Below are 14,435 nucleotides of genomic sequence, written 5' to 3'. Positions count from 1 at the left end.
TCGAGGTGGGCTCAGCCACCCGGCGGAACCAGCGTCGGCACCGTGATCGTCACCGTGCTGGTGCTCGTCTCCACCGTCGTGGTGGGCGGAGGCGTCGTGGTGGTGGTCGTGGTCGGCGCCGTCGTGGTCGTCGTGGTGGTGGTCGGTGCCGTGGTGGTGGTCGTCTCGGGCGCCGTCGTCGTCTCCGCCGGCGTGGTCGTCTCGGTCGGCGACTCGGTCACCGTCTGCGGCGGAACCACCGCGGGCGCTTCGGACGTCGTCGTGGTCGTCGTCGTGGTGGTGGAGTCGGACGGCGAGTCGTCACCCGACACCAGTTGCACGATGAGCCAGATGATCACCGCGAGCAGCAGCGCGGCCAGCGCCCCGAGGGCGACCAGCGCACCCGGTTTGCGGTACCACGGCTGCGGCTCCTCGGGCGGCGGCTGGTCGTACGCGCCGGTGTAGTCGCCGTATTGCGTCGGCTCGGCGCTGTAGGCGTTGGAGTACTGGGTCGGCTCGTTGTCCGAGTAATTCGGATCTTCGGGAGGTCGCGCCACGGCCTTCGATAGTAGGCGGCGTTTGCTCTACGGACGCGGGTAAAGCGTGCGTGTCTCGTTGAGTCGTGGCCGATTGCGGGTCGTCGTCGGCGCCGCCGACTCGTCCTCCCGCTCGTCGGACTCCTCGGACTCCTCCGACTTCCGGGTGGAGGGCCGCTCGCCGCTGCTGGTGGTCTCCGACGGCGGAGTCGACGTCGCCATCTCCGGCGGGAGGTCCAGATCGGTGGTCAGCGGTGGGCTGATGCGGGTGGTGGTCGTGGCGGTGGTGGGCTCTGTCGTCGCCTCGGAGGTCATCGACGAGAACGTCGGATCGACGAAGTTCAGTGGTGCCTCGGGGGTCTCGCCGGCCTTCCTCGACACGAACATCACGCCGGTGACGATCAGCGCGAGCGCGGCGATCGCGGCGACGCTCGCCCCGAGCACCTTCGCCGTCGAGTGATGCCACGGTGCGGGCGCATCCGCCTCTCGGCCGGAATGCGCCTCGTCATCGTCGCGGGGGCCCGTCACGGGCACCGATCCTAACCGCGACCAGGTCGGCTTCGCCGGGTCAGCGCAGCTGGGGCAGCACCTGCCCGGCCACCAGCGCCAGGTGGTCGAGGTCGCTCATGTCGAGCACCTGCAGGTACACCCGCTCGACACCGGCCTCGACGAACGGTCCCAGCTTGTCGACGATCTCCGCGGGCGTCCCGACCATCGGTGAATTGCTGCGCAGTTCGTCGACCTCGCGGCCGATCGTGTTCGCGCGACGGGCGATCTCGGCGTCGTCGGCACCGGCACACAGGACGAAGGCCGCGGAGTAGACCATCGAATCCGGTTCGCGCCCGGCGTCGGCGACGGCGGTCCGGACCCGATCGAACTGGGTCCGCGCCGTGTCCAGCGGGACGAACGGCACGTTGAACTCGCCCGCATACTTCGCTGCCAACGCGGGGGTGCGCTTGGCGCCCTGTCCGCCGATGATGATCGGCGGCAACGCCTGCACCGGTTTGGGCAGGCCGGGTGAGTCGACGACGGTGTAGTGGGTGCCGCTGTAGTCGAACGTCTCACCGACCGGGGTCGCCCACATGCCGGTGAGGATGTCGAGCTGTTCGGTCAACCGGTCGAACCGTTCGCCCAGCGGCGGGAACGGGATCGCGTACGCCTTGTGTTCTTCTTCGAACCAGCCTGCGCCCAAGCCCAATTCGACGCGGCCGCCACTCATCTCGTCGACCTGGGCGACGGCGATCGCCAGCGGACCGGGATAGCGGAAGGTGGCGGAGGTGACCATGGTGCCCAGCCGGATCGACGACGTCTCGCGCGCGATGCCGGCGAGGGTCACCCAGGAATCGGTGGGCCCGGGCAGCCCGTCGCCGCTCATCGCCAGATAGTGGTCCGAGCGGAAGAAGGCGGAGTAGCCCAGTTGTTCGGCGGCGCGGGCCACGGCGAGCTGATCGGCGTAGCGGGCGCCCTGCTGCGGTTCGACGAAGACACGGAAATCCACGGCGGTCAACCTACAGACCCTTGGGGGCGTCGCGCAGCGCCTGGACGGCGGCCGGCTCACCCTCGAAGTCGACACGGGCCTCGCGGCCGACGGCGAAGAGCAGCAGCTCCTCCGGCCGCCCGGTGACGGTGACCGGGTCACCCTTGCCCGCGGTCAGGATCGTCTTGCCCTCCGGTGTGCGCAACGCCACCCGGGTCGGCGCCTTGGCCAGCGTCATCCTGGCCATCAGCGACAGCGTGCGGGTCAGGCCCTTGACGGTCGCATAGTCGAGCGGGCGCGGCTCCCAGCCCGGCTGCGCGCGCCGCACGTCCTCGCAGTGGATGAACATCTCGGCGAGGTTGGCAACCGGGTCGAGCAGTTTGAACGGTGAGAACCGTGGCGGACCGGCCGCGATCTTGTCCAGCAGCGCGCTCCATTCGGTCGTCTCGGCCGTCCGGTCCTGCACCTTGGCGGTGTAGTTCGCGAGCCCCGGAACGAGAATCCCCGCCGTAGCGTCCGGCCGGTGCTCGCGGATGTAGAGGTGCGCGGCGAGGTCGCGGGTCTTCCACCCCTCGCACAGGGTGGGCGCGTCGGGACCCCGGGTCCGCATGGCGTCGACGAGTGCGGCGCGTTCCCGCTGAGCGGCGGTCATGGTGTTCCTCCATCTGATCGGTCGAGGTTGATCGCGGCGCTGATCAGTCCGTGCTCGGCGATGCCCAGTGGCTCACTCATCCGGTAGCCGCCACCCGGCGGCACCCGCGAGCGCCACTGCCTCGTCCGGCCCCCACGAACCGCGGGCGTACGGGCGCACCTGTGGCGGTGAGTCGAGCACCGGCTGGCACACCTGCCACAGCCGGTCGACCTCGTCGGCCCGGGTGAACAGCGTCTGGTCCCCGCGCATCACGTCGAGCAGCAACCGTTCGTAGGCCTCCAGCGGAGCGTCGTCGGAATCCCCGTCGGCGGCCAGGTCGAGGTGCATGTCCAGCGGCATGAGCACGAGGTCCGGGCCGGGGCGTTTGGCCAGCATCCGCACCTCGAACTGCGGCGAGTCGGTGAGTTCGAGGACGAGCTGGTTGGGTCCCATGGCCTCGGCGCCGAACCGCTCCATCGGCGGGCTGCGGAAGGTCAGCGTCACGGTGCGGCGGGTGCCGCCCAGCGCCTTACCGGTACGCAGATAGAACGGCACTCCCTGCCACCGTTCGGTGTCGACGAACGCCTCGAGGGCGACGAAGGTCTCGACGGCAGAATCGCCGTCGACGCCCTCCTCGTCCCGGTATCCCTCGTACTGGCCGAACACCACGCGGTCGGGGTCGAGCGGTCGCATCGCCTCGAAGACCTTCGCCTTCTCGTTGCGCAGGGACACCGCGTCGAGGTGCACGGGCGGTTCCATCGCGACGAAACCCAGCACCTGGCACAGGTGGGTGGAGATCATGTCGCGGAAGCAGCCCGTCGACTCGTAGAACCCACCCCGGCCTTCGATCGTGAGTTCCTCGGGCACGTCGATCTGCACCGACTCGAGGTGACTGCGGTGCCAGGCGGGTTCGATGAGGCCGTTGGCGAACCGCAGGGCCAGGATGTTCTGCACCGCTTCTTTCCCGATGAAGTGGTCGATGCGGTAGACCTGATCCTCGCTGACGACGTCCTTGAGCGCCGCGTCCAGGTCACGCGCCGACTCCAGGTCCGTGCCGAACGGTTTCTCCACCACCAGTCGGGCGCCGTCGGTGAGCCGCTCGCGGCCGAGCATCGTGATCATCGGCTGCATCGCCTTCGGCGGGACCGACAGGTAGATCAACGTCTGCGCGTCGTCGCCGAGTCGTTTCTGCGCGGTCCGGACGGCTTCGGCGAGCTCGCTGCCGTCGTCCCCGTCGGAGACCTCGAACGACAGGCGGCCGAGAAGATCCGAGAGGACGTCCTCGTCGATGTCGTCGACGGAGTCGCGCAACCCCTCGCCGACCGTGCCGCGGAATTCGTCAGCACTGCCGGGTGAGTGCCGGCCGGAACCGATGATCGCGTAGTCGGCGGGCAGCCGGTCGGCCGCCGCCAGCCGGTAGAGCCCGGGAAAGAGTTTTCGCTTCGCCAGATCGCCGGTCGCGCCGAACAGCACGAAAATCTGTGGCGCGGGGCGCTGCTCGCTCATGGGGCCAACATGCCCGGCCGACGACGGTGTTCAAACCGGCTACGACCGACAAGTCAGAAAGTCTGAACCCGCTCCACAGCGACGAACATGCCCCGGTGCGTGCGGTCGTTGCTGAAGCGGGTGCCGTCGCTGCCTGCGTCGATCGTCCAGCCCACCGCGGAGTAGCGGCGGTAGTCCAGGGTGACCGCCGGGATGTCGCCGAGATTGCCCAGCACCCACTCGACCCGGCCATCGGCCGACAGCCGCACACCGTTGGCCGGAAGCCCGTTGACCTGCGGGGCGTCGGTGAACTGCGATTCGCAGCCGACCTCCTCGGCGGACAACTGGCAGCGCGTCTTGCCCGACTTGGTCTGGACGAACACGTAGCCGTTCTGCGGTGCCAGCACCTCGGCGGCGGCGGGCGGTGACGCGCTGGGCGGCGCCGGGGTGACGGTCCGCGGCGGCGGCGCGGTGGTGGGGGTGCGCGACGGCCGTGGCGTCGGCACGGTGGGTTCGGTCGGAGAGTCGGGGCTGCGCACGGCGGTACCCGAGGTGTCGTCCTGGCAGCCGGCCAGCAGCGCCGCGACGGCGAGCACGCTCGCCCCGGTCAGCCGCAGATCCACAGGGCAACCCTACGGCGACTGGGGCCGATGTGACGGAAGTGACGCGTGCATCATGTCGGCGTAGCCGTCGGCGAGGCCACGCAACTGGTTGGCACCGTCGCCGGCGAACGACGAACCGTGCATGATCGCCAGCGTCGTCGGCCGCAGGTCGGCCAGGGCCGCCAGGGTGGGCACCAGACCGGTGCAGAGTGCGGTGGCGTGGAACAAGTCCTCCGCATCGAGAGCCGTTGTGACGCAGTCGCTCTCGGTGATGGCGGGACCGCGCCCGACATGGGTGAACAGGTCGCCGGCGAGCAGGGTGTCCGTCGCCTCGTCGAACCACAGGCCGGCCTCCCAGTTGTGCGGGATGTGCGGGGTGGGGATGAAGCGCAGGGTGTGGCCGCCGGTGTCGAGGGGTTGGTCGGTCGTCGCGACCGGCGGCCGGTCGCACATGTCGGTCAGCGACAGCATGCAGGCCAGTGGTCCGTGGATCACCTCGGCGTGCGGGGCGGCGTCGAGCAGCAGGTTCACCGCGCCGCACTCGTCGGCCTCGACGTGGCCGAACGAAATCCATCGCAGCGACTCGAGGGGGACGATCCGTTCGATCGCCGCGGACACCAGCGGGAAGAGTTGCCGCTGACCGCAGTGGAAGAGGAACGGCTGGTCGCCGGTGAGCAGGAACTGGTTGAAAGTGAACCCGTGCTCGGTGATGTCCGGGATGAAGGTCGACAGCCGGAAGATTCCGGGCGCGATCTCGTCGACGACGGTCTCCATGTCCTCATGGTCCGCCTGCCGGGGACCGGCGGGTAGGTCTCGCGACCAGAAATCCCCGCCCGGGAACAAACCCGCGGGGTGGCCCGTTGTGGATTGCGACAAGTTGAGTGAACATCGCTCAAGTCTGAGTTGACAGCCGGGGTTCCGGCGGAGCAGTCTTGAGTGAGGTCCGCTCAGACCCCACAAACGTAGTAGTTGGCAACAAGGAGGACATCAACATGGCTCGTGCGGTCGGAATCGACCTCGGGACCACCAACTCCGTCGTCGCAGTGCTGGAGGGTGGCGACCCCGTCGTCGTCGCCAACTCCGAGGGCTCGCGCACGACGCCGTCCGTCGTCGCGTTCGCGCGCAACGGTGAGGTATTGGTCGGACAGCCCGCCAAGAACCAGGCGGTGACCAACGTCGACCGGACCATTCGGTCCGTCAAGCGGCACATGGGCACCGACTGGACCGTCGAGATCGACGGGAAGAACTACACGGCACAGGAGATCAGCGCGCGCACGCTGCAGAAGCTGAAGCGCGACGCCGAGAGCTACCTCGGTGAGGACATCACCGACGCGGTGATCACCGTGCCCGCCTACTTCAACGACGCCCAGCGTCAGGCGACCAAGGAAGCCGGCCAGATCGCCGGCCTCAACGTCCTGCGCATCGTCAACGAGCCCACCGCCGCCGCGCTGGCCTACGGCCTCGACAAGGGCGAGAAGGAACAGACCATCCTGGTCTTCGACCTCGGTGGCGGCACCTTCGACGTCTCGCTGCTCGAGATCGGCGAAGGCGTGGTCGAGGTGCGCGCCACCTCCGGTGACAACCACCTCGGTGGTGACGACTGGGATCAGCGCGTGGTCGACTGGCTGGTCGAGAAGTTCAAGGGCACCAGCGGCATCGACCTGACCAAGGACAAGATGGCCATGCAGCGGCTGCGTGAGGCCGCCGAGAAGGCCAAGATCGAACTGTCCTCGAGCCAGAGCACCTCGATCAACCTGCCCTACATCACCGTCGACGCGGACAAGAACCCGCTGTTCCTCGACGAGCAGCTCACCCGCGCCGAGTTCCAGCGCATCACCCAGGATCTGCTGGACCGCACCCGTAAGCCGTTCCAGCAGGTGATCAAGGACGCCGGCATCTCGGTCGCCGACATCGACCACGTGGTGCTGGTCGGCGGTTCCACCCGCATGCCCGCCGTCTCGGATCTGGTCAAGGAGATGACCGGCGGCAAGGAGCCCAACAAGGGCGTGAACCCGGACGAGGTCGTCGCCGTCGGCGCCGCCCTGCAGGCCGGTGTGCTCAAGGGTGAGGTGAAAGACGTTCTGCTGCTCGACGTCACCCCGCTGTCGCTCGGTATCGAGACCAAGGGCGGCGTGATGACCAAGCTCATCGAACGCAACACCACGATCCCGACCAAGCGGTCGGAGACGTTCACCACCGCCGACGACAACCAGCCGTCCGTGCAGATCCAGGTGTTCCAGGGTGAGCGCGAGATCGCCGCGCACAACAAGCTGCTCGGCAGCTTCGAGCTGACCGGCATCCCGCCGGCCCCGCGCGGTGTGCCCCAGATCGAGGTGACCTTCGACATCGACGCCAACGGCATCGTCCACGTCACCGCGAAGGACAAGGGCACCGGCAAGGAGAACACGATCCGCATCCAGGAAGGCTCCGGCCTGTCCAAGGAAGAGATCGACCGGATGATCAAGGACGCCGAGGCGCACGCCGAGGAGGACCGCAAGCGCCGCGAGGAGGCCGACGTCCGCAACCAGGCCGAGACGCTGGTCTACCAGACGGAGAAGTTCGTCAAGGAACAGCGCGAAGCGGAAGGCGGATCGAAGGTTCCCGAGGACACCCTCAACAAGGTGGACTCCGCGATCTCCGACGCCAAGACGGCGCTGGCCGGCACCGATATCGGCGCGATCAAGTCGGCGATGGAGAAGCTCGGCGAGGAGAGCCAGGCCCTCGGGCAGGCGATCTACGAGGCCACCCAGGCCGAACAGGGCTCCGGTGGTGCCGGAGGCGCCGCGGGTTCGTCCACCAGCAGCGATGACGACGTCGTTGATGCCGAGGTCGTCGACGATGACCGGGAGAACAAGTGACCCGTCCTCACAACGGCGAGAATGAGCCGCAGGAGCCGGTGACCGTCACCGACAAACGGCGCATCGACCCGGTGACCGGCGAGATTCGTGACCCGGCGACGGCGTCGGCCCCTGGAGCCGCTCAGGCGGCGACATCCAGCGGGCCGGCGCCGGACCCGGCGCCGGCGAGCGCGACCGACACCGACGAGGTGGCCGAGCTCAAGAGCACCCTGCAGCGGGTGAAGGCGGAGTACGACAACTACCGCAAGCGCACGCTGCGCGACCAGCAGATGATCGCCGACCGCGCGAAGGTGGCGGTGGTCAGCCAGTTGCTGGGCGTGCTCGACGACCTCGAGCGTGCCCGCAGCCACGGCGACCTCGAGTCGGGACCGCTGAAGTCGGTGGCCGACAAGCTGGCCGGTGCGCTCGAGCAACTCGGGCTGACCGCCTTCGGCGAGGAGGGCGACGAGTTCGACCCGTCCCTGCACGAAGCCGTCCAGCACGAGGGCGACGGCACCCACCCCGTGGTGGGCACCGTGATGCGCCGCGGCTACAAGGTCGGCGAACAGGTGGTGCGGCACGCGATGGTCGGTGTCGTGGACACCGTCCCGTCGGCCGACACGGCCGAGAACGGCAGCGCTCCGAGCGCCCTGGGCCCAGAATCAAGTCCAGAATCAGACAACCGATAACGAGAGAAAGGTGAGGAGGTGACGCGGCATGGCCCAACGCGAGTGGGTCGAGAAGGACTTCTACAAAGAACTCGGCGTCTCCTCTGACGCCAGCGCGGACGAGATCAAGAAGGCCTACCGGAAGTTGGCCCGTGATCTCCACCCCGATACCAACCCGGATCCCTCTGCTTCCGAGCGGTTCAAGGCGGTGTCCGAGGCGCACAGCGTGCTCTCGGACCCGGCGAAGCGCAAGGAGTACGACGAGACCCGCCGGCTGTTCGCCGGCGGCGGATTCGGCCGCGGCCGCTTCAACGGCGGTGGCGGTGGAGGATTCGGCGGCGGTTTCGGCGGCGGCGGTGCCTACGGTTCTGAGGGCGTCGAGTTCAACCTCAACGATCTGTTCGACGCCGCCGGGCAGACCGGCGGCGCCAACATCGGCGACCTGTTCGGCGGTCTCTTCGGGCGAGGTGCCTCGCCGCGGCCCAGCCGGCCGCGGCGCGGCAACGACCTCGAGACCGAGACCGAACTGTCGTTCCTGGAGGCCACCAAGGGTGTGGCGATGCCGTTGCGGCTGACCAGCCCCGCCCCGTGTACGAATTGCCATGGCAGCGGCGCACGTCCGGGCACCAGCCCGAAGGTGTGCCCCAACTGCAACGGCGCCGGCGTGGTCAACCGCAACCAGGGGGCGTTCGGGTTCTCCGAACCGTGCACCGAGTGCAAGGGCAGCGGCTCGATCATCGAGCACCCCTGCGGTGAGTGCAAAGGCACCGGGGTCACCACCAGGACCCGCACCATCAACGTGCGGATCCCCCCGGGGGTGGAGGACGGTCAGCGGATCCGGTTGGCCGGTCAGGGCGAGGCGGGTCTGCGCGGCGCACCGTCAGGCGACCTGTACGTGACCGTGCATGTGCGCCCCGACAAGGTGTTCGGCCGTGACGGTGACGACCTCACCGTCTCCGTGCCGGTCAGCTTCCACGAACTGGCACTCGGCACAACGCTTTCCGTGCCGACGCTGGAGGGCAAGGTCGGTGTGCGGGTGCCCAAGGGCACCTCGGACGGTCGCATCCTGCGGGTGCGCGGCCGCGGTGTACCCAAACGCGGTGGCGGACACGGCGATCTGCTCGTGACGGTGAAGGTGGCCGTTCCGCCGAATCTCGAGGGTGAGGCGGCCGAAGCGCTGGAGGCCTACGCGAAGGCGGAGCGGGCGAGCGGATTCGACCCGCGGGCCGGATGGTCGGGAGCGTGACATGGCCGCCAAACGCAACGGAGAAGCCCGGACCTTCCTGATTTCGGTGGCCGCCGAGCTGGCCGGGATGCACGCGCAGACTCTGCGCACCTACGACCGGCTCGGTCTGGTCAGCCCGCAACGCAGCTCGGGCGGTGGCCGGCGCTATTCGGAACGCGACGTGGACCTGCTCCGTGAGGTACAGCGGCTGTCGCAGGACGAGGGCGTCAACCTGGCCGGCATCAAACGCATCATCGAGTTGACCAATCAGGTCGAGGCGCTGCAGTCGCGCGTCTCGGAACTGGTCCGAGAAGTCGAGGAGCTGCGGGCCAACCAGCGTCGCGACCTCGCGGTGCCCGCGAAGAGCACCGCGCTGGTCGTGTGGCAGCCGCGGCAGGGCCGCGGCCGCTAACCGACCTTGATCGAGAACCGGCTGGTCTCGGGCTCGCCCGGGGCCGCCATCCGGTAGTTGCCTCGGCGCAGCGCATCGGTGGGCGCGGTCATCGGTTCGATGGCGACGAGGTCGTCGGCGGCGGGCGCGAAGAGCTGCGCGCCCGAATAGCCCTGTCCGAACGTCACCTCGACCCGCCGGTCGCCCCCGGAGAGGACGAACACCGCACCCTCGTCGACCTGGTCGAACCCGTGGTCGAGTTCGGTGTCCCCGAGCGGTTGATCGCCGCCGGCCCACTCCTGGGTGCCGCCGGTCGGGATGCCCCAGCTGTCGACCTGGAGGTGGCGCATGGCCGGCGTCTGCAATTGCCACTGCGCCCGCGCGACACCGGGGATCTGCAGATACGGGTGGTAGCCGTAGCAGAGCGGAACCGGCGCCGCGGACGACGGCGCCACCGTGGTCTCCACGGTCAGCGCCCGGTCGGCCAGCGTCACCGTCATGGTGAGGACGTGCGGGAACGGGAACGCCGCCAGCAGTCGCGGTGTGCCACCCCAGTCCAGGTCGGCGACCAACCTGTGGTCGGACCGCTCGGTGACCACCCATCCGGCATACGCGCCCAGCACCCCGTGGATCGGCACCCCGTGCTCGTCGGTGCGCACCCCGCCCACGCCCGGCGTGAGCGTCACGACGGCGCCGTCGATCGGGTACTTCGTCGCGCTCAACCGGTTCGCCCACGGGTAGAGGATCGGGATGCCCATCGTCTTACCGCTGGTGATGTAGGCCTCCACGCCTCGGCGCTGGCCGAGGTACTCGACACCGTCGGCGGCCAGCGATGTGCAGATCATCCCCGCGGCGGGCACGTACGTCGCGGTCACCGACGACGAGGGGTCGCGCAGGGTGATGGGTTGGTACTCGGCCATGGCGCCAGTGTGGCACGGCGGCTCAGGTGGTGAGCGGGTCGTGCTGGATGCGCTCGGGCGGTGCGCCTTTGGCGATCAGCGCCGCCTTGGTGGCCTCGGTCATCGCCGCGCTGCCGCAGATCAGGATCTGCCGATCGCCCCAGTTGCCGTATCGGGTGACGACCTCGGACAGCCGGCCGGTCTGGCGGACGTGCAGGCCGCGCGGCGGGGTCGGGTCCGGGTAATCGGCGGCCCACGGCGGATCGGTGCTGTACTCCGACACCGGAGTCACCGACAGCCACGGGTTCGTCGAGGCGATCTGCCACAGCGTCGTGAGGTCGTAGAGGTCGCACGGGAACCGGCCGCCGAAGAACAGATGTACGCGCGGGTTCACCCCGAACCGGGTCATGTCCATGATCAGCGTCCGCAGCGGCGCCAGCCCGGTGCTGCCTGCCACCATCAGCACGTCGCCGCCGTCGCGGTCGACGGCGAGCGCACCGTGCGGATTCGACAGCCGCCACCGGTCGCCCACGCGGGTCTCGTTGACGATCGCGGTGCTCACCATGCCGCCCGGCACCGACCGGATGTGGAACTCGATGCCGCCGCCGGGCTCGGTGGGTATCGCGGGGCTGAGGTAGCGCCAGCGTCGCGGCCACTGCGGCACCTGCACGGTCACGTACTGGCCGGGGTGGTAGGCCAGTGGCTGGTCCAACTGCAGACGCACCACCGAGACGTCGCGGGTGGCGCGGATGTGTTCGATGACCGTGCCGTCGCAGTACGGCGGCCCCTCCTCGGCCTCGGCCGCACCGCGCATCACCCCGGTGGCCAGCGCGACGGTGTCGCGCGCCGCCTCGGCCAGCCGATCAGACCACTGGTCTGCCAGCCGGTGGCGCATCGCGGCGTACAACGCCTCGCCCATGGTGTCGTAATGCCGTTGCGTCACACCGTATTTGCGATGGTCACGGCCGAGCTGGGCGAGGAATGCCACGGGCTCCTCGGCGCGCTGGGCGATCAGTTCTCCGAACAACCAGGTCATCGCCTCGGCGAACACCGTGCGCTGCCGGGCCATATCCGGCGGGAACAGGTCGCGCACCGAGAGGTCGACGGCGAACCAGCGGGTGTAGAAGTCGGCGATCAGGGCGTCCGAACCGCGACGGGGATCGACCGCGTCGCGCAGTACTGCCAGCGCGTCGCGATCGTCGAGTCCCACGTCGCCCGAGTCTAAGTCAGTTCGCTGTGTGCTCCTTCTGCCGCAGCGCGGCGACGGCCACCAGCGCCGCACCGGCCACCGCCCAGCAGATCGCCACGACGATCGCCGACGTCGCGCCGGCGCCGTCGAAGAACGCGGCCGACCGCAGCAGCGTCGCGGTCGCGCCCTGGGGGAGCCACTGGCCGACCTCACCCCACCCGCGCGGCAGCATCTCGGGCGCGCTGCTCAGACCGGAGAGTGGATTGCCGAGGAGCAGGGCGAGCACCGCGCCGCAGGCCAGCCCCACGCGGCCGAACAACGAGCCGAGTCCGAGCACCGGTAGACCGCACGCGAGCAGGCCGAGGGCGAGCGCGGCCGTCACGCCCCAGAAGTTCTGGTCGAACGAGCCCAGCACGTAGTACAGCAGCGCGGCGATCGTCCAGGCCGCGACGCCGCTGAAGACGACGGTTGCGGTCAACCGCGTCCAGACCTCGCGGCGCAGGGCCAGCACCAGCGCGACCGCGGGCAGGATCCCGGCCAACGTGATGGGCAGGGCCGAGGCGGCCAGGCCGGTGCCGCGCGGATCGGACGTCGGCAGTGGGGCGACGTCCTCGATGACCGGCGCGCTGCCCGTCTGGGCCGCCATGCCCGTGCCGAGCTGGGTCAGCACCTGCGCGACGGCCGGACTGGCGCCGCTGGCGATCAGAAGGGTGCGGCCGTCGGGTCCGAGGGACAGCCCGCCGTAGACCTGGCGGTCGCGGATGGCGTCGCGCAGCGCGTCCGCGCCCGGGTAGTAGGTGATCGCGAACGCACCGGGGGCACGTTGATCCAGCATCGCCGCCACCTGACCGTTCGCCGCCTGCGGGCCCGCGATGCCGATCGGGACGTCGTGGGGGCCGGATTTCGCGGCAGGCAGCGCGAAGGCCAGCGCGACGATCGCGATGACCACGCAGAGCCCGACCACGATGCCGGTGGCGCGGACGGCAGGCGGTGGTTCGTGGTGCGTGCCGGTGCGAGGGGACGACGTCGTTGTCATGGCCCGCTCCTTTTCATTAGACGTTGAATTTCGTGCTGCGAGCGTAGCGCTGCGGACGCAGTTATTCAACGTCAATTGAAATGATACTGTCGACGTATGCCCTCACCTGCGAAGACGACCCGTCGCCGCGGCCGCCGCCAAGGTGAACCGGTGTCGCGGGAGGCGGTGCTCACCGCGGCCAAGAAGAGGTTCGCCAGCGACGGCTACGAACGCACCACACTGCGGGCCATCGCCCACGACGCCCACGTCGACCCGTCGATGGTGCTCTACCTGTTCGGGTCCAAGCTCGACCTGTTCCGGGAGTCGCTGCGGCTGATCATCGATCCGCAACTGCTGGTCGCCGCGCTCTCGGAAGCCGGCGGGGATGTCGGCGCCCGCATGGTGCGGGTGTACCTGCAGATCTGGGAGTCGCCGGAGACCGGTCCGTCCATGGTGGTGATGCTGCAGTCCGCCACCTCGAACAGCGAGGCTCACGAGGCGTTCCGCAGCTTCATGCAGACCTACGTGCTCACCGCGGTCTCCGGTGTACTGGGCGGTGACGAGCACGCGCGACTGCGGGCGATGCTGGCCGCCACGTCGTTGGTCGGCACCGCGATGCTGCGGTACGTCATGAAGATCCCGCCGCTGGCGACGCTGTCGGGCGACGAACTGGTCGCGCTGCTCGCCCCGACGGTGACCCGTTACCTGACCGCCGACGCCGCGGAGCTGGGGCTGCCCACCTAGAGCGCGTGAATTCCCTTGTACAACACGAGAAGTCCGATGACGACGAGGATCACCGCCATCAGGGTGGCGTGGTTGCGTTCCATCCAGTCCTTCAGCCGCTCGAGTGCGGCGTCCAACCGGTCACCGGACATCGCGTAGGCCAGGATCGGCACGGCGACACTCGACCCGGCGACCGCGGCGAAATACACCACCGCGGCCCACACGGCACCGCCCAGGCCCGCTGACCCGATCGCCAGACCCGCTGCGACGCAGAGGAACAGCACCTTCGGATTCGCGACCGTCAGTGCGGCCGCGGTGGCGGCCGCCTTCGCCGGGCCGAGGGTGGTCAGGTTGCGCAGCCATTTCGGTTGGTGGGACGCGGATCGACGTCGCGCGAAGCGGACGACGCCGAACACGACCAGCGCCGCACCGATCACGATGCGCAGCCAGGACGCCCAACTCGGCGGCTTCTCGAACCCGCCGATCGCCCCGGAGACCGCCACGAACACCGCCGTCAGGACGCCGAGGCCGAGCAGCCAGCCCGCCATGAAGGCCAGCGCGGTAGGACGCGGCCGCGGCGTCTGCAGCATCAACACGGCAGGGATGACGGACAGCGGCGACAGCGTGATGACCAACGCCAGCGGGATCAGCTCTGTCAGCACCGAACCCCAACTGCCCGACATGTGCGCTCCTTCGCTCGGATGTCGCACTCAACGTAGTGAGCGAACGCCCGGGGGTGCCGCTAATCCGGCCCCACCGCGCGTCGGCACGCTACCGT

16 protein-coding genes are annotated in these 14,435 nt (G+C 69.3%); 5 read left to right on the top strand and 11 right to left on the bottom strand.

Annotated elements, in window-relative coordinates; all coding sequences use genetic code 11:
* Positions 1-11: 11 nt before the first annotated feature.
* From G6N30_RS18330 to G6N30_RS18300, 7 genes are all read right to left on the bottom strand, one after another.
* Entirely contained in the window at positions 12-536 is a 525-nt protein-coding gene (locus G6N30_RS18330; protein ID WP_134057796.1) for a hypothetical protein, read from the bottom strand.
* Between the two features lie 27 nt (positions 537-563).
* Positions 564-1,043 carry a hypothetical protein gene (locus G6N30_RS18325; protein WP_134057794.1) on the bottom strand — a complete coding sequence of 160 codons (480 nt, stop codon included), beginning with the start codon at positions 1,041-1,043 and terminating at the stop codon, positions 564-566.
* A 40-nt stretch (positions 1,044-1,083) separates the two neighbouring features.
* Positions 1,084-2,013, bottom strand: a complete 930-nt coding sequence (locus G6N30_RS18320; protein ID WP_134057792.1) for an LLM class F420-dependent oxidoreductase — start codon at positions 2,011-2,013, stop codon at positions 1,084-1,086.
* A gap of 10 nt (positions 2,014-2,023) precedes the next feature.
* Positions 2,024-2,644 (bottom strand): TIGR03085 family metal-binding protein, encoded by a 621-nt coding sequence (locus G6N30_RS18315; protein WP_134057790.1) that lies wholly within the window; start codon positions 2,642-2,644, stop codon positions 2,024-2,026.
* Positions 2,645-2,716: 72 nt separating this feature from the next.
* Positions 2,717-4,129 carry a glucose-6-phosphate dehydrogenase gene (zwf, locus tag G6N30_RS18310; RefSeq protein WP_134057788.1) on the bottom strand — a complete coding sequence of 471 codons (1,413 nt, stop codon included), beginning with the start codon at positions 4,127-4,129 and terminating at the stop codon, positions 2,717-2,719.
* 53 nt (positions 4,130-4,182) lie between these two features.
* Positions 4,183-4,731 carry a hypothetical protein gene (locus G6N30_RS18305; protein ID WP_134057786.1) on the bottom strand — a complete coding sequence of 183 codons (549 nt, stop codon included), beginning with the start codon at positions 4,729-4,731 and terminating at the stop codon, positions 4,183-4,185.
* 9 nt (positions 4,732-4,740) lie between these two features.
* The gene (locus G6N30_RS18300) at positions 4,741-5,484 is read right to left on the bottom strand and encodes an oxygen-binding di-iron domain-containing protein (protein WP_134057784.1); all 744 of its coding nucleotides are present in this window, start codon (positions 5,482-5,484) and stop codon (positions 4,741-4,743) included.
* A gap of 218 nt (positions 5,485-5,702) precedes the next feature.
* Between G6N30_RS18300 and dnaK the strand changes: the two genes are divergently transcribed.
* From dnaK to G6N30_RS18280, 4 genes are read left to right on the top strand one after another with little or no spacing between them, the layout of a single operon-like run.
* Positions 5,703-7,568 (top strand): molecular chaperone DnaK, encoded by a 1,866-nt coding sequence (dnaK, locus tag G6N30_RS18295; RefSeq protein WP_134057782.1) that lies wholly within the window; start codon positions 5,703-5,705, stop codon positions 7,566-7,568.
* Positions 7,565-8,236, top strand: coding sequence for a nucleotide exchange factor GrpE (grpE, locus tag G6N30_RS18290; RefSeq protein WP_134057780.1), 672 nt, complete (start codon positions 7,565-7,567; stop codon positions 8,234-8,236). The genes dnaK and grpE overlap by 4 nt, the downstream gene beginning before the upstream one ends.
* 28 nt (positions 8,237-8,264) lie before the next feature.
* A complete protein-coding gene (dnaJ, locus tag G6N30_RS18285) occupies positions 8,265-9,461 on the top strand; it encodes a molecular chaperone DnaJ (RefSeq protein ID WP_134057778.1) in 1,197 nt (398 codons plus the stop codon).
* Position 9,462: 1 nt separating this feature from the next.
* Entirely contained in the window at positions 9,463-9,852 is a 390-nt protein-coding gene (locus tag G6N30_RS18280) for a heat shock protein transcriptional repressor HspR (protein ID WP_134057776.1), read from the top strand.
* Here G6N30_RS18280 and G6N30_RS18275 read toward each other — a convergent pair.
* From G6N30_RS18275 to G6N30_RS18265, 3 genes are read right to left on the bottom strand one after another with little or no spacing between them, the layout of a single operon-like run.
* The gene (locus G6N30_RS18275) at positions 9,849-10,751 is read right to left on the bottom strand and encodes an aldose 1-epimerase (protein WP_134057774.1); all 903 of its coding nucleotides are present in this window, start codon (positions 10,749-10,751) and stop codon (positions 9,849-9,851) included. The two genes, G6N30_RS18280 and G6N30_RS18275, sit on opposite strands and share 4 nt — an antisense overlap.
* Before the next feature lie 22 nt (positions 10,752-10,773).
* Entirely contained in the window at positions 10,774-11,940 is a 1,167-nt protein-coding gene (locus G6N30_RS18270) for an FAD-binding oxidoreductase (RefSeq protein ID WP_134057772.1), read from the bottom strand.
* A gap of 16 nt (positions 11,941-11,956) precedes the next feature.
* On the bottom strand, positions 11,957-12,955 hold the full coding sequence (locus G6N30_RS18265; RefSeq protein WP_134057770.1) for an ABC transporter permease: 999 nt from the start codon (positions 12,953-12,955) through the stop codon (positions 11,957-11,959).
* A 96-nt stretch (positions 12,956-13,051) separates the two neighbouring features.
* Here G6N30_RS18265 and G6N30_RS18260 point away from each other — a divergent pair, with 96 nt between their 5' ends.
* Positions 13,052-13,678 (top strand): TetR/AcrR family transcriptional regulator, encoded by a 627-nt coding sequence (locus G6N30_RS18260; protein ID WP_179965488.1) that lies wholly within the window; start codon positions 13,052-13,054, stop codon positions 13,676-13,678.
* Here the strand turns inward: G6N30_RS18260 and G6N30_RS18255 are convergent.
* A complete protein-coding gene (locus G6N30_RS18255; protein ID WP_134057768.1) occupies positions 13,675-14,340 on the bottom strand; it encodes a GAP family protein in 666 nt (221 codons plus the stop codon). The genes G6N30_RS18260 and G6N30_RS18255 overlap by 4 nt on opposite strands.
* Between the last annotated feature and the right edge of the window lie 95 nt (positions 14,341-14,435).

The sequence above is a fragment of the Mycolicibacterium litorale genome, from assembly GCF_010731695.1.
GTDB lineage: Bacteria > Actinomycetota > Actinomycetes > Mycobacteriales > Mycobacteriaceae > Mycobacterium > Mycobacterium litorale.
The sequence above is the reverse complement of the archived record's forward strand: the minus strand, read 5'-3'. Positions and strand labels throughout refer to the sequence as shown.